This window comes from Blastococcus sp. SYSU DS1021, from assembly GCF_054050995.1.
Window position 1 is genome coordinate 72,211 of the sequence record NZ_JBJHAL010000020.1, and the last position, 18,405, is coordinate 90,615.

Consider the following 18,405-nt stretch of genomic DNA (forward strand, 5'->3'; position numbering starts at 1 on the left):
GGGAGGCTGGGGGCATGAGCACCGCCGCCGTCGTCCTGGCCGCCGGGGGCGGCCGCCGCTACGGGATGCCCAAGGCGCTGGTCGAGTACGAGGGCAGCCTGCTGGTGGAACGGGCGGTACGGACGGCGCGGGCCACCTGCGAGGTCGTGCTTGTCGTCCTCGGCGCGCGGGCGGTCGACGTCTGGCGCAGCGCCGACCTCACCGGGGCCACCGTGCTGGCCAACAAGGAGTGGGAGACCGGGATGGCCTCCTCGCTGCGCGCCGCGCTGGAGGGGCTGCGCGGCTTCCCGGGAACCGTCGACGCCGCGCTCGTCACGCTGGTGGACATGCCGGGCATGACGCCCGCGGCGCTGGCCTCCGTCGCCGCGCACGCCGCCCCGGACGCGCTCGCCGTCGCCACCTACGACGGCGTCCGCGGCCACCCGGTGCTGCTCGGGCGCGACCACTGGGCCGGGGTCGTGGAGACGGCGACCGGGGACGAGGGCGCCCGTGGCTACCTCGCCGCGCACGACGTCGTCGAGGTCGACTGCACCGGGTTGGCCGATCCGGTCGACCTCGACGTGCCGCCGCCAGGGGTAGCGTCGGGCCCGTGATCGCCCGGGTCGTCGATGCGCCGCTGTCCGTTCCCGAACACGAGGACGCCGTCGCCGACAAGGCGGCCGGCGCGGTGGTCTCCTTCGCCGGGGTCGTGCGGGACCACGACGGCGGCCGCTCGGTGACGGAGCTGGAGTACGTCGGGCACCCGAGCGCGGCCGAGGTCATCACGGAACTGGCCGAGGAGTTCGCGGCGCGCCCGGAGGTGCACGCCGTCGCGGTCAGCCACCGCATCGGCCTGCTGGGGATCGGTGACGTCGCCCTGGCCTGCGCGGTGAGCGCCTCGCACCGTGGCCAGGCGTTCGCCGCCTGCGCCGAGCTCGTCGACGAGGTGAAGAAGCGGCTGCCGATCTGGAAGCGGCAGGTCTTCACCGACGGCGAGGAGGAGTGGGTCGCCTGCCCGTGACGACGGCCCGGGGACCGCTGGACGGCGGCCGATACCGAGCGTGCGCGGAGCGTCCTCGTCGACTGAGCGCCCGCGCGGTCACCGCCGCCAGCAGCCCGGCGCCGTTGGCGCCCAGGTGCAGGCCCGCGGGGGCGAGCAGGCTCCCGCTCCGCAGCCGCAGCCAGCCCAGCACGCCGCCGCCGAGCCCGGTCGCCGTCAGGATCGCCGTGACGGGACCACCCGCGTCGACGGCACCGCGGAGGTGCCACAGCGCGACGACGAGCGCGGTGGCGGCGGTGGCCCCGTGGTCGCCGAGTCGCCGGCGGGCGACCGCCAGGAGGACGCCGCGGAAGGCAACCTCCTCGGCGAACACGGTGCCCAGCGGGATGTGGACGAGCAGGCGCGCCGCCACCTCGCGGGGCGGCGCCGCGCCGGCGGGCGAGCGGGCCAGGGCTTCCCGCGCCGCAGGCACCCCCAGGGCGAGGAGGTAGCCCGCCGCGGCACCGGCGACCCCCGCGCCGCCCCAGCGCGCGCCCGCCCGCCGTGCGCAGCGGTGCACCCCGAGCTCCCGGGTCGTGAACCCCGCCGAGCGGGCGCCCCGCCAGAGGGCGGCGGCAGCCCCCGCGTTCGCCGCCGTGCGCACCGCAGCGGCAGGTGGGAGCGCCGGGACGACCAGGCTGCTCCACGCCAGGTACCCGGACGACGCGACGACCAGCGGCAGCGTCAACCGGCGAACAGGCGCGCCGGCTGTCCGCGGACCCCCACGTCCACCCGGAACAGCGACCCGGCCACGCCGTCGTCGAGCCCGCCCTCGGCGGACGTGGTGATGAAGAGCTGGTCCAGCCCCGGGCCGCCGAGCGTGCAGGCGGTCACCTGGGGCGTCGGGAGCTCGACCACCGCGTCGAGCCGCCCGTCGGGGGAGTACCGGTGCACCGTTCCGCTGCCGTACAGCGCGACCCACACCCCGCCGGTGCTGTCGACGGTCAGCCCGTCGGGGTTTCCGTCGTCCGGGAAGGTCACGAACGGACGGCGCCCGGTCAGGCCCGTGCCCGGGTCGTAGTCGAAGACGTCGATGCGGTGGGTCGCCGTGTCGTTGTAGAACGCCCGCGACCCGTCGGGGCTCCAGTCCAGCCCGTTGGAGACGGTGACGCCGGTCAGCGCCCGGTGGACGGCGCCGTCGGGGTCGAGCCGGTAGAGGGCGGCGGCGCCCGGCCGCTGGTCGTAGGCCATCGACCCGCACCAGAACCGGCCGTCGGGGTCGCAGCCGCCGTCGTTCATGCGCACCGACGGGTCGTCCCACACGGCGCCGAGGGGGGTGAGCGTGCCGTCGGCGTCCTGCAGGGTGAAGCCGCGCTCGACGCCGATCACCGCGCCGCCGCCCCGGCGCGGCCGCAGTGCCGCCGCCACCTCCCCCACGTGCTCGCGGCGGACCGTTCCGTCCGCCGCCAGCGAGAGGACGTCGCCGGCCTGCATGTCGACCCAGCGCAGCCCGCCCCACCCCGCCGACCAGACCGGCCCCTCCGCGTGGTGGGCGACCGGCCCGGTGATCTGCTCGGCGCGCACGGTCAGCGCGTGCCCGCGGGCCCGTCCTCGCCGGCCGCGTCCTCGCGCTCCAGCTCGGCCTCCTCGGCCTCGGCCTCCAGCCGGTGCGCCTCGCCGTCGATCTTGGCGGCGGGGTCGCCGTGCGACTCGCCGTACAGCTCTTCGGCCCGGCCGTACAGTTCCTCGGCCTTCGCCTTGGCCTTGTCGAAGATGCTCATGCGCCCATCCTGGCGCGCTGATCAGCCTCCGGCAAAGGGCGGGAGCACGTCGACCACCGCGCCGGCGGGCAGCCGCGCGGCCCGGTCGCGGGCCTGCGCGCCGTCGACGAGGAACGAGCAGGCGGTGAGCACACGCTCCAGCCGCTCGCCGTGGTGGGCGACGATCTGCCCGACCAGCTCGTCGAGGCTGCCCGCCTCGCGGGCCTCGGTCTCGACGCCGGCGGCCGCGCGGGCTCCGGCGAAGTAGCGGACGGTGACGCGCGCCTGGTCGTCCACGTCAGCCGCCGATCGCGGACATGGGGCGGGTGGGCTGCAGGAAGCTGGGGTCGTCGATGCCGTGGCCGGGCAGCTTGCCCAGGGTGGCGATCCGCCACCGGTCGGCGAGCTCGGTGTCGGTGGCGCCGTCGCGCATCGCGGTGCGCAGGTCGGACTCCTCGCGGGCGAACAGGCAGTTGCGGATCTGCCCGTCGGCGGTGAGCCGGGTGCGGTCGCAGGCGCCGCAGAACGAGCGGGTCACCGAGGCGATCACCCCGACGGTGGCCGGGCCGCCGTCGACCAGCCACCGCTCGGCCGGCGCGGAGCCGCGTTCCTCGCTGTCGGGTGTGAGGGTGTGCGCCGCCGAGAGCCGTTCCAGGATGTCCTCGGCGGTGACCATCCGCCCGCGGGTCCAGGCGTGGTGGGCGTCCAGCGGCATCTGCTCGATGAACCGCAGCTGGTAGCCCTGCTCCAGGCAGTAGTCCAGCAGCGGAACGGCGTCGACGTCGTTGATCCCGTGCAGCAGCACGGCGTTGACCTTGACCGGGGTCAGCCCGGCGTCGCGCGCGGCGGCCAGCCCGGCCAGCACGTCGTCGAGGCGGTCGCGGTGGGTCAGCTGCTTGAACCGGTCGCGGTCGATGGTGTCGAGGCTGACGTTGATCCGGTCCAGCCCCGCCGCGGCCAGCGCCGGCGCGGTCCGGGACAGCCCGATGGCGTTGGTGGTGAGGCTGACCTCGGGGCGGGGGTGCAGCGCGGTCACCGCGTCGACGATGCCCACCAGGCCCGGGCGCAGCAGCGGCTCACCGCCGGTGAAGCGCACCTCGCGGATGCCGAGCTGCTCCACCCCGATGCGCACCAGCCGGACGATCTCCTCGTCGGTGAGCACCTCCACCTTGGGCAGCCAGTCCAGCCCCTCGGGCGGCATGCAGTAGGTGCAGCGCAGGTTGCACCGGTCGGTGAGCGAGACCCGCAGATCCGTGGCGGTGCGGCCGTACCGGTCGACCAGACCGCCGGAGCCCGCGGGCACCGCGCCCACGGCGGGGCGCACCGCGGGGTCGGGGAGCGAGGCGCTGGTCATGGCCCGAATGTAGCCGCGACCGGTGATGCGTGCGGAGCAGGAAATGCGCGGCCGGCGGCGGGGCCGTGTTGCTAGCCTGCCCCTCGCCACCCGAGAGACCGGCGGAGGACGTCCCGCACTCGCCCGTGGCCAGGAAGCGCGAGAGAACAGTGTCGGTCAGCACCGTCTTCAGCCCCTACCGTCGCCTCTTCGCCGTCCCCGGGTCGGTGGCCTTCTCCCTGGCCGGGTGGGTGGGGCGGCTGCCCGCCCCCATGCTCGGCCTGGGGGCGGTGCTCCTGGTCTCGCGGGAGACGGGCAGCTACGGCCTCGCCGGGGCCGTCTCCGGCGCCCTCGCCCTCAGCTACGGCATCGCCGGCCCCCAGTGGGCGCGGGCCATGGACCGCCGCGGCCAGAGCCCGGTGCTGCGCCTGGCAATGGCCTGCTTCGCCCTCTCCGGCGTCGGGTTCGTCGCGGCGGTGGTCGCGGGCGGGCCCCGCTGGAGCTGGTTCCTGCTCGCGGCGGCGGTGGGGGGCAGCAGCCCCAACGTGGGTTCGCTGGTGCGCGCCCGGTGGGCCGCGGTGCTCGACCCCGCGGGCCGGCAGACGGCGTTCGCCTTCGAGGCCGTCGCCGACGAGGTGGTCTTCGTCGTCGGGCCGCCGCTGGTGACTCTCCTGGCCACCCTCGTCGCCCCGCCCGTCGGGTTCCTCACCGGCGTCGTCCTGGGCACCGTCGGAGGCCTCTGGCTGGCCGCCCTGCGCGACACCGACCCACCGGCGCACCCCGTCGCCGGTCCGTCCCCGGTCCGGTGGTGGGCCGTGCTGACGCCCACGCTGCTGGTCGTCGTCGTCACCTACCTCGCGGTGGGCACGGTGTTCGGCGCCATCGACGTGGTGGTCGTGGGCTTCGCCGAGGCCGAGGGGGCGCCTGCGCTGTCCGGGGTGGCCCTGGCCGTCTTCGCCGCGGGCAGCCTGCTGGCCGGGCTGGTCTACGGGCTGGCCCGACTGCCCGGCACGCTGTCCACCCGGTTCGTGGCGACGGCCGTCGCCTTCGCCCTCGCCGCGCAGCTGTTGTGGGGGGTCGGCTCGCTGACCGTGCTGATCGGTGGCGGCTTCCTGGCGGGGCTGACCATCGCCCCGGTGCTCGTGTCGGGCACCTCGCTCGTGGAGTCCCGGGTCGTCCCCGGCATGCTCACCGAGTCGCTGGCGTGGACGATCTCCGGTCTCACCCTGGGCGTGACCGTGGGCTCGGCGCTCGCAGGTGCCGCGGTGGACGCCTGGGGCGCCGAGGCCGCGTTCGCCGTGCCGGCGGTCGCCGCCGCCCTCGCGGGTCTGCTCGCGCTGGGCGGGGTGGCGCTGGTCGGGGACCGCCCGGCCCCCGCGGAGCTGGTTGAGGATCGCATCACCGGGTAGGCGGGGTCGGGGCCGATCGCGCACGACCGACCGTGCGGCTCGCGGCCTTTCCCGAACCGGAAGGATCAGCCTGTGGCCACCGTGCCCACCCTCGCACTCAACAACGGCGTCCAGATCCCGCAGCTGGGGTTCGGCGTCTACCAGGTGCCGCCCGAGCAGACCGCCGACACCGTGGCGACCGCGCTCGAGGTCGGCTACCGGCACATCGACACCGCCGAGATGTACGGCAACGAGAAGGGGGTCGGCGAGGCCGTCGCCCGCTCCGGCATCGACCGCGGCGAGATCTTCGTGACGAGCAAGCTGAACAACGGCTTCCACCGCCGCGACGACGCGCTGCGCGCCTTCGACCGGACGCTGGCCGACCTCGGCTTCGAGTACCTCGACCTGTTCCTCATCCACTGGCCGCTGCCGGGCATCGACGTCGACTACATCGAGACCTGGAAGGCGCTGGAGGAGATCTACCGCGACGGCCGCTGCCGCGCCATCGGCGTCTCCAACTTCCAGGAGCACCACCTGCGCCGGCTGTTCTCGGACACCGAGATCACCCCGGCCGTGAACCAGATCGAGGTGCACCCCTACCTGGCGCAGGACGCGCTGCGCGCCTTCGACGCCGAGCACGAGATCGTCACCGAGGCCTGGTCGCCGATCGCGCAGGGCAAGGTGCTCGGCGACCCCGGCATCACCGCGATCGCCGAGCGGCTCGGCCGCACCCCGGCCCAGGTCGTCCTGCGGTGGCACATCCAGCGCGGCGACGTCGTCTTCCCGAAGTCGTCCTCCCGTGAGCGCATGGCGGAGAACTTCGCGCTGTTCGACTTCGAGCTCAGCCGCGAGGACATGTCCGCGCTGACCGGCCTGGACCGCGGCGAGCGCACCGGCCCCGACCCGGACACGTTCAACTACATCCCCGGCTGACCCGACCGTCCTGGCTCACCGTTCGGGGTCCTGGCTCAGCACCGACCGTGAGCCAGGACCCCGAATGATCAGGTCACCTGATCATCAAGGGCAGCCTCAGCCGGTGGCAGCGCGCGCGAGGGCGGCGCGGACGACGGCTAGCACGGTCGCGTCGTCCACGCCGTCCTCGCGTGCCGTCCGGGCCAGCGCATCGGCAGCGCTGCGGATCCGCTCCTGGACGCGCGGCGGGGGCGCCGCGCCGGTGACGACCGTGCCGGTGCGCCGCCGGCTGGCGACCAGGCCGGCCGCCTCCAGCTCCGAGTAGGCCCGGGCGACCGTGCCGACGGCCACGCCCAGGTCGGCGGCGAGGGCACGCATCGTCGGCAACCGGCTGCCGGAGGGGAGCAGGCCGCCGTGCACCGCCGCGGCGACCTGGCTGCGGATCTGCTCGTAGGGCGGGACCGGGCTGCCGACGTCGACGGTGAGGGCCGGTGGTGGGGAGCTCATGCCGCGGCCGGCACGCGGTCCGCCGGCACCGCGGGGGCGCGCCAGCAGGCGACGGCCACGCCGCCGAGCATCGCCGCGACGCCCGCGAGCGCGATCACGGGGCTCGCGCCGTCCCACGGACCCGCGCCGGTGGAGCCGGTGCCCAGCCCGTGCAGCGCCGTCCCGGCGACGAAGAGGAGCCCCCCGGCCACGACCAGCGGGACGCCGGCGGCGATGCGCAGCACCCGGTGCGCGGAGGCGCGGCGGAGGGCGTCCTCGATCCGCTCGTCCTCGGTGGCCACCGCCGGCCGGGCGGCGACGACCCAGAGGGCCACCGCGGCGGCGACCGCGACCGCGAGCAGGCCTGCCGCCGCAGGCCCGCCGTAGAAGAGGCCCGGGAAGGGGCTCGCGGCGGCCGAGGAGAAGGCGTCGGGTGAGTAGGTGACGCTGCGGCCGTCGGGCGCGGCGAGCAGGGCCCCACCGACGACCGTGAGCGCGGCGAGGGCGAAGGCGGCCGCGGTGGTGCGCAGCAGCCACCGCGGCGCCGCGTCGAGCGGGCCCCGGCGGACCAGCCGGGCCCGGCGCACGTCCCCGGCCGGCCGCGGCCAGGTCAGCTCGCCGAGCGCCAGGACGACGACGTGCACGACCCCGAACGCCACGGGCGTGAGCAGGACGGTGACGCCGAAGCCGCCCGGGGAGGTGTTGCCCACCTCGGCCGCCAGGAAGGCGAAGGCGGCAGCCGCCCCCAGGGCGTAGGCGGCCGCCGCGGTTCGGGTGGCATGCCGGCGCGCGGCGGCGACGGCGTGCTCGCGGCTGGGTGGCGACCGGCGCGCCAGGCCCGCGCCGACGACCACGGTGACGACCGCCGTGAGCAGCAGGAGGAACGAAAGCCCTGCCACGTCGACCTCCACACAGTCAATGACTCAAGGGATTGAGACAATGACGTGGCGGGGGCGGCCTGTCAAGCCGGTCGGCGGGCCCCTTGCGACATAAATACTGAGTATGCATACTCCGTATCCATGTCCATCCGACACGGCCTGCTCGCGCTCCTGGAGCGCGGCCCCAGTCACGGTTACCAGCTCCGCGCGGAGTTCGACGCGGCCACCGGCGCCACCTGGCCCTTGAACGTCGGGCAGGTCTACTCGACGCTCGACCGGCTCGAGCGCGACGGGCTGGTGGCCCAGGACGGGCCGCCGGACGCCGATGGCCGGATCGCCTACCGGATCACCGACGCCGGCCAGGCGGAGCTGCGCGGCTGGTTCGCCTCCCCGGTCAGCCCGAAGGGCGCCCCGCGCGACGAGCTGGCGATCAAGCTGGCGCTGGCGGTCACGACGCCGGGGGTCGACGTCCTGGACGTGGTGCAGACCCAGCGCACCGCCACCATGACCGGCCTGCAGGAGATCACCCGGCTGAAGACACGCGTCACCGGCGACGACGAGCTCGCGTGGTCCCTGGTGCTGGACTCCCTGGTCTTCCGCGCGGAGGCCGAGATCCGCTGGCTGGACCACTGCGAGGCCCGGGTCGCCCGCGCGGCGGCCGGACGGCGCGGCGCGGCGCCCACCTCACCGGCTCCGGCGACCGACGTCGTCCCGGCCGGGAAGCGGGGCCGGCGATGAACGAGGCGGTGCTGCGGCTGTCCGGGGTGACCCGCGACCACCGGCAGGGCGACGTCGTCGTCCAGGCGTTGCGCGGGGTGGATCTCGCCGTCCACCCGGGGGAGCTGGTCGCCGTCATGGGGCCGTCGGGCTCGGGCAAGTCGACCCTGCTGCACCTCGCCGGCGGGCTGGACAGCCCGACGTCGGGCGCGGTCGTCGTCGAGGGCCGCGACCTGGCCGGTCTGTCGGCGGCACAGCTGGCCGCCGTCCGGCGCCGCAGCGTCGGCTACGTCTTCCAGGACCTCAACCTCCTGCCGTCCCTGTCGGCCGTCGAGAACGTCGCGTTGCCGCTGGAGCTGGACGGCGTCCGGGGCGGGGTGGCGCGGCGCGCGGCCCGGGAGGCGCTGGACGAGGTGGGGGTGGGCGCGCTGGCCGGGCGCTTCCCCGACGAGATGTCCGGCGGGCAGCAGCAGCGGGTGGCCATCGCCCGAGCGCTCGTCGGCCCGCGCCGACTGCTGCTCGCCGACGAGCCCACCGGCGCCCTGGACTCCACCACGGGCGAGGAGGTGCTGCGGGTGCTGCGCGCCCGGTGCGAGGCCGGCGCCGCCGGCGTGCTGGTGACCCACGAGGCCCGGCACGCCGCCTGGGCCGACCGGGTGGTCTTCCTGCGTGACGGCGTCGTCGTCGACCAGAGCGGGCCGGCCGCCGCGGCGGAGTCGCTTCTGCCCGCCGGCGGCGTCGGGTGAGCGCCTGGCTGACCCGCTGGCGGATGGCGCTGCGCATCGCCCGCCGCGACGCGCTCCGCCACCGCGGCCGCACCGCGCTGGTGCTGGTGATGGTCGGGTTGCCCGTCCTCGTCGTCGTCGGCGCCGACACGCTGCTGCGCACCTGGCAGCTCGACCCCGTCGAGTCGCTGCCCGCGACGCTGGGCGCGGCGGACGCGCGCATCGAGGGGATCGCCCGGAGCCCCATCGAGGCCGACCCGCTCACCGGCGACCCGCTGGTCTACGAGCCGGACGAGGAGCTGTCACCGTGGTCCGCCGCAGAGGTCCGTGGCCTGCTGCCGGACGGCGCGGAGGTCGTCGAGCGCACCGTCGGACGGCTCGCCTACCGGACCGGGGTGGGCTACGCCGACGTGACCGCCTACGCCGACGACCTCGGCCTGCCGATCCGGAACGGCGCCGTCGAGGTGGTGGAGGGGCGGGTGCCGGCCACGACCGAGGAGGTCGCGGTGAGCGGCGGGGTGGCCGAGCGCGCCCGCGTCGCGCTCGGGGACACCCTCGAGGTGACTCAGGAGGACGTCCCACTGACGGTCGTCGGGATCGTCGCGCCGGGTGCCGGTGAGCGGGACGACCTCGTCGTGGTGGCACCGGGCTCGGCCGACCTGCTGCGCTCGCGCAGCAGCGAGTTCTACGTCTCGGTGCCCGGCGAGCTGGACTGGCCGACCGTGCGGGAACTCAACGCCGAGGGCCTCGCCGTCGTCTCGCGGGCGGTGGTGGCCGACCCGCCGCCCGCGGAGGAGTACCGCTCGACGAGCGGCGCGAACGCCGCCGAGATGGCCGTGCTGGCGCTCATCGTGGTCGGCATCCTGCTCGAGGTCGTGCTGCTGGCCGGGCCCGCGTTCGCGGTGGGGCTCCGGCGGCAGCGGCGGGATCTCGCCCTGCTGGCCGCGGCCGGTGGGAGCCCCGCGGACCTGCGGCGGACCGTGCTGGCGTCGGGCGTGGTGCTCGGCGGCGGGGCGGCGGTCGGCGGGGCGCTGCTGGGCATGGGCCTGGCGTGGCTGGCGCTCCCGCTCGTGGGCGGTTGGGCCGACGTGCGGTTCGGTCCGTTCGACGTCGCCCCTCTCGACGTCCTGGCCGTCGTCGTCACCGGCCTGCTGGCGGGCCTCGCCGCCTCGGCCGTCCCGGCCCGGCAGGCGGCCCGCACCGACGTCGTGCCGGCGCTCGGCGGCCGCCGGGGGCAGGTGCGCACCTCCTGGCGGCTGCCGGTCGCCGGGCTGGCCGCGGTCGGGATCGGCGCGGTGCTCACCGTGCTCGGCGCGCGGGGGAGCGAGTTCGCCGTCGCGGGCGGCGCGGCGCTGCTCGTCCTCGGCACCGTCGCCGCGACGCCGTGGCTGGTCGGGCTGCTGGCCCCGCTGGCGCGCCGGCTGCCGACAGCGGGGCTGATCGCCGTCCGGGACGCCGCCCGCAACCGGACCCGCACCGCGTCGGCCGTCGCCGCCGTCATGGCCACCGTCGCCGTGGTGACGACGATGGCGATCGGCAGCCAGAGCGACAGCGCCCAGGCTCGTCGCGACTACGTACCGCAGGCGCCGATGGGAGCGGCGACGGTCTTCGTGCACCAGGCCGGGGCGGCCGGCTGGTCCGCCGTCGAGCAGGCCGCGGCCGAGCACCTGCCCGGACGGCCCGTCGGCCGCCTCTCCACGGTCGCGGCGACCCCGGAGGACCCGCGCTCCCTGGGCACCGTCCGCGCCGGCTGCACGGCGGAGCTACCGGAGTGCAGCTGGTTCCCGGACGACATCGGCTGGTTCCAGCCCATCTTCGGCGGTGAGGTGATCGTGGCCGACGTCGCCACCGCGACCGCGGCGAGCGCTGCCCCGTGGCGGGACGAGGTCGGTGCCGCGCTGCGGGCGGGGCGTGCGGTCGTCTTCGGCTCGGGTGCCGTCGACGCCGCCGGGCAGGTGACGCTCGCCGGTTCCACGTGGAACGGCACCCGGGAGGTGGAGCTCGGCCGCGTGTCGCTGCCCGCGACCGAGATCGAGGTGTCCGCAACCGACGAGCTCCGCGCCCCTGCCCTGGTGGTCGTGCCCCCGGCGCTGGCCGACCGGCTGCCCGTACCGCTCGCCACGACGTCGCTGGTGATCGGCGGCCCGGAGGCGCCGGTCACCGTGGCCGAGGAACGGGCGTTCACGGAGGCGGTGAACGCCCTGGGGGTCCAGGCGTCGGTGTACGTGGAACGGGGGTGGAGCGACTACCTGGCGATCGCCCGGCTGCTGCTGTTCGCGGTGGGCGGGCTGCTGGTGCTCGTGGCGACGCTGACCGCGACCGGGCTCGCGCTGGCCGATGCCCGTCCCGATCTCGCCACGCTCGCGGCGATCGGTGCGGCGCCCCGCACCCGCCGGTTCATCGCGATGGGGTCGGCGGCGGTCATCGGTGTCGGCGGGGCGCTGCTGGGCCTGCTGGTGGGCGCCGGGCCGGGCATCGCCGTCGCGTACCCGCTCACCAGCACCGACTACGGGACGGGCGCGCGGCCGCTGATCGACGTCCCCTGGTTGCTGCTCGCCGGCGTGGCCGTGGCGGTGCCGCTGCTCGCCGTCGCCGTCACCGGCCTCGTCGTCCGCTCCCGGCTGCCGATGGCCCGCCGGGTGACGTGACCCGCGCCGACCGACGTCCTGGCTCACCTGGTGGGGTCCTGGCTCACCGTCGACGCTGAGCCAGGACCCCTGACGATCAGGTCACCTGATCATCAATCGGTCGTGACGAAGTCGATCAGCTCCTCGACCCGGCCGATGAGCGTCGGCTCCAGGTCGGTCCAGACCTTCACCCGGGCCAGGATCCGCTGCGCCCACACGTAGCCGGTGTCGTCCTCCCAGCCCAGCCGCTTGCAGACACCGGTCTTCCAGTCCTCGCCCTTGGGCACGGTCGGCCAGGCCTTGATGCCGACGACGGACGGCTTGACCGCCTGCCAGATGTCGATGAACGGGTGCCCGACCACGAGCGCGTGGTCCCCGGTGATCTGGGCGGCGATCCGCGACTCCTTGGAGCCGGTCACCAGGTGGTCCACGAGCACGCCGAGCCGCCGTCCCGACGACGGCCGGAAGTCGCGCACGATCCCGGGCAGGTCGTCCACGCCGTGCAGCGGCTCGACGACGACGCCCTCGATGCGCAGGTCGTGGCCCCAGACCTTCTCCACCAGCTCGGCGTCGTGCTTGCCCTCGACGTAGATGCGCCCCTCGCGGGCCACCCGCGCCCGCGCGCCGACCACGTAGGTCGAGCCCGACGCGCTCCGCTGCGGGCCCGAGGGTGCGTTCTGCTTCGGGCGCACCAGCACCACCGGCCGGCCGTCGACCCAGAAGCCGGGCCCCAGCGGGTAGGCGCGGACCTTCCCGAACCGGTCCTCGAGGTGGACGACGTCCTTCTCGCAGCGCACCACGGCGCCGACGAACCCGCTGCTGGGGTCCTCGACGACGACGTCCTTGAGCGCCTCGACCTGGGGGCTGGGCTTTTTGACGGTACGCGGGTGGACCAGGTTGTCGTACGGCGAACGGGGAGGCACGCCGACGACGCTAGGCATGCTGTCGGCACGGTCGTGGGCGACGCGCCGACCCGCGTGCCGGACCGATCCCGGACGACACGCCCGGGCAGGTCCAAAACACGCAGAGTGAGCGTGGCTGCGGCAGTTGCCGGGCGCAACGGGCGATCCGGTGGTGCGCCACGGATACGCGCGTGACCTGCGCCGATGGCCGTCCCGGAGCCCGTGGAGCGCTCCGGGACCGTGACGGGCGGAGCGCTCCGGGCCGGGTCGATCCGCCGTCGGTCTCGATCGGTTCGTTTCGCTGCGACCGTGCCGGTCACCCATCGGAGGGACGAACATCCCCGAGCTCAGATAGGAGCGACAACGACGATGATCGGCACCGAGACCATCAGCCGAGTGATCGGCCAGGACGTCTACGACGAGACCGGCAGCAAGATCGGGTCGGCCTCCGAGGTCTACCTGGACGACGAGACCGGCCAGCCCGAGTGGGTCACCGTGAAGACCGGCATGTTCGGGACGAAGGAGTCCTTCGTCCCCATCCGTGACGCCGACCTGACCGACGACGGTCTCCGCGTACCGGTGAGCAAGGACCGCGTCAAGGACGCGCCCAAGATCGACACCGACGGTCACCTCTCCCCGCAGGAGGAGGAGGAGCTCTACCGGTACTACGGCATGGGCACGGGCACGACCGGGACGACCGGCCGCACCGACACCATGACCGAGACCACGGGCGTGGCGGGGACCACCGGCACGGCCGACACGGACCGCACCGACACCCGGGGCGCTGTCGGCCGCGACACCTCCGGCCCGACCACGGACGACGCCATGACCCGCTCGGAGGAGCGGCTGGACGTCGGCACCCGCCGCGAGGAGACCGGTCGCGCCCGCCTGCGCAAGTACGTGGTGAGCGAGAACGTGACCGAGACCGTCCCCGTGTCCCACGAGGAGGTCCGGGTCGAGCGCGAGCCGATCACCGACGCCAACGCCGGCAAGGCGATGGACGGGCCGGCCATCAGCGAGGAGGAGCACGAGGTCACCCTCCACGCCGAGAAGCCCGTCGTCGCCAAGGAGGCGGTCCCGGTCGAGCGCGTCCGGATGGACAAGGAGACCGTCACCGACCAGGAGACGGTCAGCGCCGACGTGCGCAAGGAGCAGGTCGAGGTCGACGGCGCGGACGACGCCCGTCGGCGGTGAGCCCACCCCGGCCGAGGGCCGGGGCACCTGACGAACGGCGGCCGGCCGGGGAGATCTCTCCTCGGCCGGCCGCCGTCAGCATGTCCGGGCACGGGCCCCTTGCGCGCCCGTTCTGAACCGTGGTTCACTCCTTCCTGTCCGCGACTGAACCGCGGTTCACTTCTTTATCGGGAGGGCGCCGTGCCGTACCGCGCCACCGAGCTCACCCGGCGCACCGCCGAGCGCAGGCGCGAGACCCTCCTCGCTGCGGCCCGGCACCTGGTCGCCGGGCACGGGTTCGCCGCCGCGACCGTGGCCGCGATCGCCCGGGAGGCCGGCGTCAGCGTGGGTTCGGTCTACTCGCACTTCGACAGCCGCGAGTACCTGCTCGCCGAGGTGTTCCGCAGCGCGGCCGCCCACGAGCTCGCCGCCGTCCGCACCGCCGTCGCCGACGCCGGGCCCCGGCCCGCGGACCGGCTGGACGCGCTGGTGCGCACGTTCGCCGGGCGGGCGCTGCAGGGGCGGCGCATGGCCTGGGCCCTGCTCTTCGAGCCGGTCACGTCCGGGGTCGACGCCGAGCGCCTGGTCTTCCGCCGCTCCTACACCGAACTGGGCGAGCAGATCGTCCACGACGGCATCGCCGAGGGCGTCTTCGTCGAGCAGGACGTGGTCCTCGCCGCGTCGGCCGTGATGGGGGCCATCTCCGAGGCGCTCGTCGACCGGCTCCGCCCCCTCGGCCCGGCGACGACCACCCCCACCACCGACCACGACGTGATCACCGGGATCCGGAGCTTCTGCTTCCGGGCCCTGGGTGCGGAGGAGCTCCAGTGACCAGCACGCACGAGGTGTTCAACCAGGCGCCACCGCGGGTGGACATCGACGAGTACCGGACGAACGCGGTGCTGACCGAGGCGGTCAAGCGCTACGACGCGCAGTGGGCGGACGAGGCGCTCGGCGAGGTCGGCGTGCTGGTGGGGCGGGCGGACTTCCAGCGCGACGCCGAGCTGGCCAACACCCATCCCCCCGTCTTCGCCGGCCACGACCGGTGGGGCCACCGGGTCGACGCGGTGGAGTTCCACCCCGCCTACCACCGGATCATCGGCGCGGCGGTCGAGCACGGGGCGCACACCAGCTGCTGGTCCGCCCCGAGGCCGGGTGCGCACGTCGCCCGCGCGGCCACCTTCATGCTCTTCGCCCAGGTGGAGGCGGGCCACTCCTGCCCGGTGAGCATGACCCACGCCGTCGTGCCCTCCCTCCGGCACTCGCCCGAGCTCGCCGCGGAGTGGCTGCCCCGGGTGTACTCGCGCGACTACGACCCCGAGCTGCGCGACCCGGCCACCAAGCCCTCGGCGATCTTCGGCATGGCGATGACCGAGAAGCAGGGCGGCTCCGACGTGCGGGCCAACACCACCCGCGCCGTCGACGCCGGTGACGGCACCTGGCGGCTCACCGGGCACAAGTGGTTCTGCTCGGCGCCGCAGTCCGATGCGTTCCTCGTCCTCGCCCAGACCGGCAGCGGGCTGTCCTGCTTCCTCGTCCCCCGGGTGCTGCCCGGCGGCGAGCGCAACGTGTTCCGCATCCAGCGGCTCAAGGACAAGCTGGGGAACAAGTCCAACGCCTCCTCCGAGATTGAGCTGGACGGGACCGTCGGGTGGCTCCTCGGGGAGGAGGGGCGCGGCGTGCGCACCATCATCGAGATGGTCGGCCAGACCCGCCTGGACTGCGTCCTGGGCAGCGCCGCCGGCATGCGGCAGGCCGTCGCGGAGGCGGCCTGGCACGCCCGGCACCGCAGCGCGTTCGGTGCCACGCTGGTCGACCAGCCGGCGATGACCGCAGTCCTCGCCGACCTGCAGCTGGAGGCCGAGGCCGCCACCTGGACGGCACTGCGGCTGGCCGCCGCCTACGACAGCGAGGACGAGGAGTCGGTCGCCTTCCGCCGGCTGGCCACCGCGGTGGCCAAGTACTGGGTCTGCAAGCGCGGGCCGAACCACGCCTACGAGGCGATGGAGTGCCTGGGCGGCAACGGCTACACCGAGAGCTTCCCGCTGGCCCGCCGCTACCGGGAGCAGCCGGTGATGGCGATCTGGGAGGGCTCGGGCAACGTCATCGCCCTCGACGTGCTGCGAGCCATGGCGCGCGAGCCCCGGTCGGTCGAGGCCGTCGACCGGGAGATCTCCTCCGCGCTCGGGCAGCACCGGGAATTCGACGCGCACGTCGCGACCACCCGGCGGCTCCTCGCCCGGGCGCAGGCGGACCCCGCGGCCGCGCCCGGCCTCGCGCGGCGGGTGGTGGAGTCGCTCGCGCTGGCCCTGCAGGGCGCCGTCGTGATCCGCGAGGCGCCCGGCGCCGTCGCCGACGCCTTCGTCGCCGCGCGGCTGGGTGAGGAGCGCGCCCTCGAGTACGGCGCCCTGGACCCCTCGCTGGACCTCGCCGCCATCGTCGCCCGTGCCTGATCCGGCAGTGGACGCGACGGCGCCGGTGACCCGGGCCGCCGATCCCCCGCTGTCACCGGCCATCGCCGAACGCGTGCTCGCGGACCAGCCGTTCAGCCGGCTCCTCGGTGCGCGGCTCACCGGCTTCGGCGACGGCGCGGCCGTCCTCGAGCTGTCGGTGCGCCCGGAGCTGACCCAGCAGAACGGCCACGTGCACGGCGGTGTGCTGGCCTACGCAGCCGACAACGCGGTCACCTTCGCCGGTGGCTCGGTGCTCGGACCGGCCGTGCTGACCGGGAGCCTCACCCTCGACTACCTGGCGCCGGCACGGGGCCGCACCCTCCGGGCGCGCGCGTCCGTGGTCCACACGACCGGACGGAGGGCCGTGTGCCACTGCGAGGTCCTGTCCGTGGACGACGCCGGTGCCACGACCCCGGTCGCCATCGCCCAGGGCACCGTCGTCGCCGTGCGGCCGGCGCCTCCCCGACCCGGCGGCGCGGCCGACCGCGCCGCCACTCCCTGACCCGACCCGGAGGACCCATCCATGCACCTGACCGCCGTGCTCGAGCGTGCCGCCCGCCTCGTGCCCACCAAGGAGGCCCTGGTCACCGACGACGGGGCGATCACCTACGCCGAGCTGCTGGACCGGGCCCGCCGGGCGGCCCGGGTGCTCATCGACGCCGGCGTCCGGCCCGGCGACCGGGTCGCGGTGATGACGTACAACACCCCGGGCTTCGTCATCGGTGCCTTCGGCACCTGGTTCGCCGGCGGGGTGCTGGTGCCGGTGAACCACAAGCTCGCCGTCCCCGAGGTCAGGTACGCCGTCGAGCACAGCGGCGCGACCGTGGGCGTCGTCGCCGGCGCCCTCGCCGGCACGGCGACCGAGGCCAGTCCGGGCACGACCTGGCTGACCACGGAGACCGGCGCCGGGGGGCTACCCCACCTCGACACGCTGGTCGACGCGGCGCCCCCTGTGGCCGGCCCGGCCGTGGACGACGACGCCTCCCCGGCCGAGATCCTCTACACGTCCGGCACGACGAGCTCTCCCAAGGGCTGCGTGCACACCCACCGCACCATCTCGGCGGTCGCGCCGCTGATCGTCAGCACCCTGGGGTTCACCCGGGACGAGCGGTTCCTGCTCGCGATGCCCATCTGGCACGCCGCCCCGCTGAACGACTGGCTGCTGACCATGGTGTTCCTCGGGGCCACCACGGTCCTGCAGCGCGAGTACGACCCCGCCGGTTTCCTGCGGGCGGTCGAGCGGCACCGCGTCACCGCGTTCTTCGGAGCGCCGATCGCCTACCTGGCACCGGTGCAGCTGGCGCGTGCGGGGCGGCTGTCGCTGGCCGACGCCGACCTGTCGAGCGTGGACAAGTGGCTCTACGGCGGCGCCCCGCTGGGCGAGCAGGTGGCCCGGGCGCTGGTCGACGCCTACGGCACCGACCGCTTCTTCCAGGTGTACGGGATGAGCGAGATGGGCCCGGTCGGCACGGCGCTGTACCCGGCCGAGCAGCTGGCGAAGGCCGGATCGATCGGCCGGGGTGGCATGCCCGGTGTCGATCTGCGCGTGGTCGCCGCCGACGGCACGGACGTCGGCCCGGGCGGCGTGGGCGAGATCTGGCTGCGCGCCGACACCCGCATGGCCGGCTACCACGGCAACGAGCAGGCCACGGCCGACGTGTTCGTCGGCCCCTGGTTCCGCACCGGCGACGTCGCCCGGGTGGACGAGGACGGCTACCTCTTCATCGTCGACCGGCTCAAGGACGTGATCATCGTCGGCGGGGAGAACGTGCACTCGCAGGAGGTCGAGGAGGTCCTGCGCGGTCACGACCGGATCGCCGACGTCGCCGTCGTCGGCCGGCCGCACGAGGAGTGGGGCGAGACCGTCGTGGCCGTCTGCGTGAGCGCGGACGGCGAGGAGATCACCCTGGACGAGGTGCGGGACTTCCTCGGGGACAAGCTCGCGCGGTACAAGCTCCCGCGCGAGGTGGTGACCGTCGACGTGCTGCCGCGCAACCCGTCGGGCAAGCTCACCAAGCAGGTCATCCGCGACGGTCTGGCCGAGCGGGCGCCGGCAGCCACCTGAGCCGGTGGACCGCCGGGCGCGGCCCGGC

20 protein-coding genes are annotated in these 18,405 nt (G+C 75.1%); 12 read left to right on the plus strand and 8 right to left on the minus strand.

The annotated features are described in order from the left end of the window. Positions 1 to 14 precede the first annotated feature (14 nt). Both ACI8AP_RS15220 and ACI8AP_RS15225 read left to right on the plus strand, forming a co-directional pair. The gene (locus ACI8AP_RS15220; protein WP_456590200.1) at positions 15 to 593 is read left to right on the plus strand and encodes a nucleotidyltransferase family protein; all 579 of its coding nucleotides are present in this window, start codon (positions 15 to 17) and stop codon (positions 591 to 593) included. Next, the gene (locus ACI8AP_RS15225; protein ID WP_456590201.1) at positions 590 to 1,000 is read left to right on the plus strand and encodes a molybdenum cofactor biosynthesis protein MoaE; all 411 of its coding nucleotides are present in this window, start codon (positions 590 to 592) and stop codon (positions 998 to 1,000) included. The genes ACI8AP_RS15220 and ACI8AP_RS15225 overlap by 4 nt, the downstream gene beginning before the upstream one ends. On the opposite strand, the gene ACI8AP_RS15230 is transcribed toward ACI8AP_RS15225, so the two are convergent. The 5 genes from ACI8AP_RS15230 to moaA are packed head-to-tail and all read right to left on the minus strand — an operon-like array spanning position 963 to position 4,072. Next, positions 963 to 1,706, minus strand: a complete 744-nt coding sequence (locus ACI8AP_RS15230; RefSeq protein WP_456590202.1) for a CPBP family glutamic-type intramembrane protease — start codon at positions 1,704 to 1,706, stop codon at positions 963 to 965. The genes ACI8AP_RS15225 and ACI8AP_RS15230 overlap by 38 nt on opposite strands. Continuing rightward, the gene (locus tag ACI8AP_RS15235; RefSeq protein ID WP_456590203.1) at positions 1,703 to 2,542 is read right to left on the minus strand and encodes an SMP-30/gluconolactonase/LRE family protein; all 840 of its coding nucleotides are present in this window, start codon (positions 2,540 to 2,542) and stop codon (positions 1,703 to 1,705) included. Before ACI8AP_RS15235 ends, ACI8AP_RS15230 begins: the two co-directional genes overlap by 4 nt. 2 nt (positions 2,543 to 2,544) lie before the next feature. Next, positions 2,545 to 2,739: a hypothetical protein gene (locus ACI8AP_RS15240; RefSeq protein WP_456590204.1), complete on the minus strand. Its 195-nt coding sequence runs from the start codon at positions 2,737 to 2,739 to the stop codon at positions 2,545 to 2,547. 21 nt (positions 2,740 to 2,760) lie between these two features. After that, positions 2,761 to 3,015, minus strand: coding sequence for a MoaD/ThiS family protein (locus tag ACI8AP_RS15245; protein ID WP_456590205.1), 255 nt, complete (start codon positions 3,013 to 3,015; stop codon positions 2,761 to 2,763). 1 nt (position 3,016) lies between these two features. After that, complete coding sequence (gene moaA / locus ACI8AP_RS15250; RefSeq protein ID WP_456590206.1) at positions 3,017 to 4,072, minus strand: GTP 3',8-cyclase MoaA; 1,056 nt, start codon at positions 4,070 to 4,072, stop codon at positions 3,017 to 3,019. 149 nt (positions 4,073 to 4,221) lie between these two features. On the opposite strand from moaA, the gene ACI8AP_RS15255 reads away from it, so the two are divergent. Continuing rightward, positions 4,222 to 5,460: an MFS transporter gene (locus tag ACI8AP_RS15255; protein WP_456590207.1), complete on the plus strand. Its 1,239-nt coding sequence runs from the start codon at positions 4,222 to 4,224 to the stop codon at positions 5,458 to 5,460. Positions 5,461 to 5,532: 72 nt separating this feature from the next. After that, positions 5,533 to 6,372, plus strand: coding sequence for an aldo/keto reductase (locus ACI8AP_RS15260; protein ID WP_456590208.1), 840 nt, complete (start codon positions 5,533 to 5,535; stop codon positions 6,370 to 6,372). Between the two features lie 96 nt (positions 6,373 to 6,468). Here the strand turns inward: ACI8AP_RS15260 and ACI8AP_RS15265 are convergent, their stop codons facing one another. Both ACI8AP_RS15265 and ACI8AP_RS15270 read right to left on the minus strand, forming a co-directional pair. After that, positions 6,469 to 6,858 carry a GntR family transcriptional regulator gene (locus tag ACI8AP_RS15265; protein WP_456590209.1) on the minus strand — a complete coding sequence of 130 codons (390 nt, stop codon included), beginning with the start codon at positions 6,856 to 6,858 and terminating at the stop codon, positions 6,469 to 6,471. Further along, entirely contained in the window at positions 6,855 to 7,736 is an 882-nt protein-coding gene (locus ACI8AP_RS15270) for a hypothetical protein (protein WP_456590210.1), read from the minus strand. Before ACI8AP_RS15270 ends, ACI8AP_RS15265 begins: the two co-directional genes overlap by 4 nt. 120 nt (positions 7,737 to 7,856) lie before the next feature. Here ACI8AP_RS15270 and ACI8AP_RS15275 point away from each other — a divergent pair, with 120 nt between their 5' ends. The 3 genes from ACI8AP_RS15275 to ACI8AP_RS15285 are packed head-to-tail and all read left to right on the plus strand — an operon-like array spanning position 7,857 to position 11,805. Continuing rightward, complete coding sequence (locus ACI8AP_RS15275; protein ID WP_456590211.1) at positions 7,857 to 8,453, plus strand: PadR family transcriptional regulator; 597 nt, start codon at positions 7,857 to 7,859, stop codon at positions 8,451 to 8,453. After that, the gene (locus tag ACI8AP_RS15280; protein WP_456590212.1) at positions 8,450 to 9,178 is read left to right on the plus strand and encodes an ABC transporter ATP-binding protein; all 729 of its coding nucleotides are present in this window, start codon (positions 8,450 to 8,452) and stop codon (positions 9,176 to 9,178) included. Before ACI8AP_RS15275 ends, ACI8AP_RS15280 begins: the two co-directional genes overlap by 4 nt. Next, positions 9,175 to 11,805 (plus strand): ABC transporter permease, encoded by a 2,631-nt coding sequence (locus ACI8AP_RS15285; protein WP_456590213.1) that lies wholly within the window; start codon positions 9,175 to 9,177, stop codon positions 11,803 to 11,805. The genes ACI8AP_RS15280 and ACI8AP_RS15285 overlap by 4 nt, the downstream gene beginning before the upstream one ends. A 92-nt stretch (positions 11,806 to 11,897) precedes the next feature. Here the strand turns inward: ACI8AP_RS15285 and ACI8AP_RS15290 are convergent, their stop codons facing one another. Further along, positions 11,898 to 12,707, minus strand: coding sequence for a DUF3097 domain-containing protein (locus ACI8AP_RS15290; protein WP_456590214.1), 810 nt, complete (start codon positions 12,705 to 12,707; stop codon positions 11,898 to 11,900). A 348-nt stretch (positions 12,708 to 13,055) separates the two neighbouring features. Here ACI8AP_RS15290 and ACI8AP_RS15295 point away from each other — a divergent pair, with 348 nt between their 5' ends. The 5 genes from ACI8AP_RS15295 (at position 13,056) to ACI8AP_RS15315 (ending at position 18,377) form a co-directional block, all read left to right on the plus strand. Next, on the plus strand, positions 13,056 to 13,880 hold the full coding sequence (locus ACI8AP_RS15295; protein ID WP_456590215.1) for a DUF2382 domain-containing protein: 825 nt from the start codon (positions 13,056 to 13,058) through the stop codon (positions 13,878 to 13,880). A gap of 180 nt (positions 13,881 to 14,060) precedes the next feature. After that, positions 14,061 to 14,690 (plus strand): TetR/AcrR family transcriptional regulator, encoded by a 630-nt coding sequence (locus ACI8AP_RS15300; RefSeq protein ID WP_456590216.1) that lies wholly within the window; start codon positions 14,061 to 14,063, stop codon positions 14,688 to 14,690. Further along, the gene (locus tag ACI8AP_RS15305; RefSeq protein ID WP_456590217.1) at positions 14,687 to 16,312 is read left to right on the plus strand and encodes an acyl-CoA dehydrogenase family protein; all 1,626 of its coding nucleotides are present in this window, start codon (positions 14,687 to 14,689) and stop codon (positions 16,310 to 16,312) included. The genes ACI8AP_RS15300 and ACI8AP_RS15305 overlap by 4 nt, the downstream gene beginning before the upstream one ends. Continuing rightward, positions 16,305 to 16,814: a PaaI family thioesterase gene (locus ACI8AP_RS15310; protein ID WP_456590218.1), complete on the plus strand. Its 510-nt coding sequence runs from the start codon at positions 16,305 to 16,307 to the stop codon at positions 16,812 to 16,814. Before ACI8AP_RS15305 ends, ACI8AP_RS15310 begins: the two co-directional genes overlap by 8 nt. A gap of 21 nt (positions 16,815 to 16,835) precedes the next feature. Further along, on the plus strand, positions 16,836 to 18,377 hold the full coding sequence (locus ACI8AP_RS15315) for a class I adenylate-forming enzyme family protein (protein ID WP_456590219.1): 1,542 nt from the start codon (positions 16,836 to 16,838) through the stop codon (positions 18,375 to 18,377). Positions 18,378 to 18,405: the final 28 nt, after the last annotated feature.

Bases quoted from the DNA above. Each gene is read 5' to 3' on its own strand.
- ACI8AP_RS15220 (WP_456590200.1), top strand. From the start codon at position 15: ATGAGCACCGCCGCCGTCGTCCTGGCCGCCGGGGGCGGCCGCCGCTAC.
- ACI8AP_RS15275 (WP_456590211.1), top strand. From the start codon at position 7,857: ATGTCCATCCGACACGGCCTGCTCGCGCTCCTGGAGCGCGGCCCCAGT.
- moaA (WP_456590206.1), bottom strand. From the start codon at position 4,072: ATGACCAGCGCCTCGCTCCCCGACCCCGCGGTGCGCCCCGCCGTGGGC.
- ACI8AP_RS15265 (WP_456590209.1), bottom strand. From the start codon at position 6,858: ATGAGCTCCCCACCACCGGCCCTCACCGTCGACGTCGGCAGCCCGGTC.
- ACI8AP_RS15280 (WP_456590212.1), top strand. From the start codon at position 8,450: ATGAACGAGGCGGTGCTGCGGCTGTCCGGGGTGACCCGCGACCACCGG.
- ACI8AP_RS15295 (WP_456590215.1), top strand. From the start codon at position 13,056: ATGATCGGCACCGAGACCATCAGCCGAGTGATCGGCCAGGACGTCTAC.
- ACI8AP_RS15315 (WP_456590219.1), top strand. From the start codon at position 16,836: ATGCACCTGACCGCCGTGCTCGAGCGTGCCGCCCGCCTCGTGCCCACC.
- ACI8AP_RS15240 (WP_456590204.1), bottom strand. From the start codon at position 2,739: ATGAGCATCTTCGACAAGGCCAAGGCGAAGGCCGAGGAACTGTACGGC.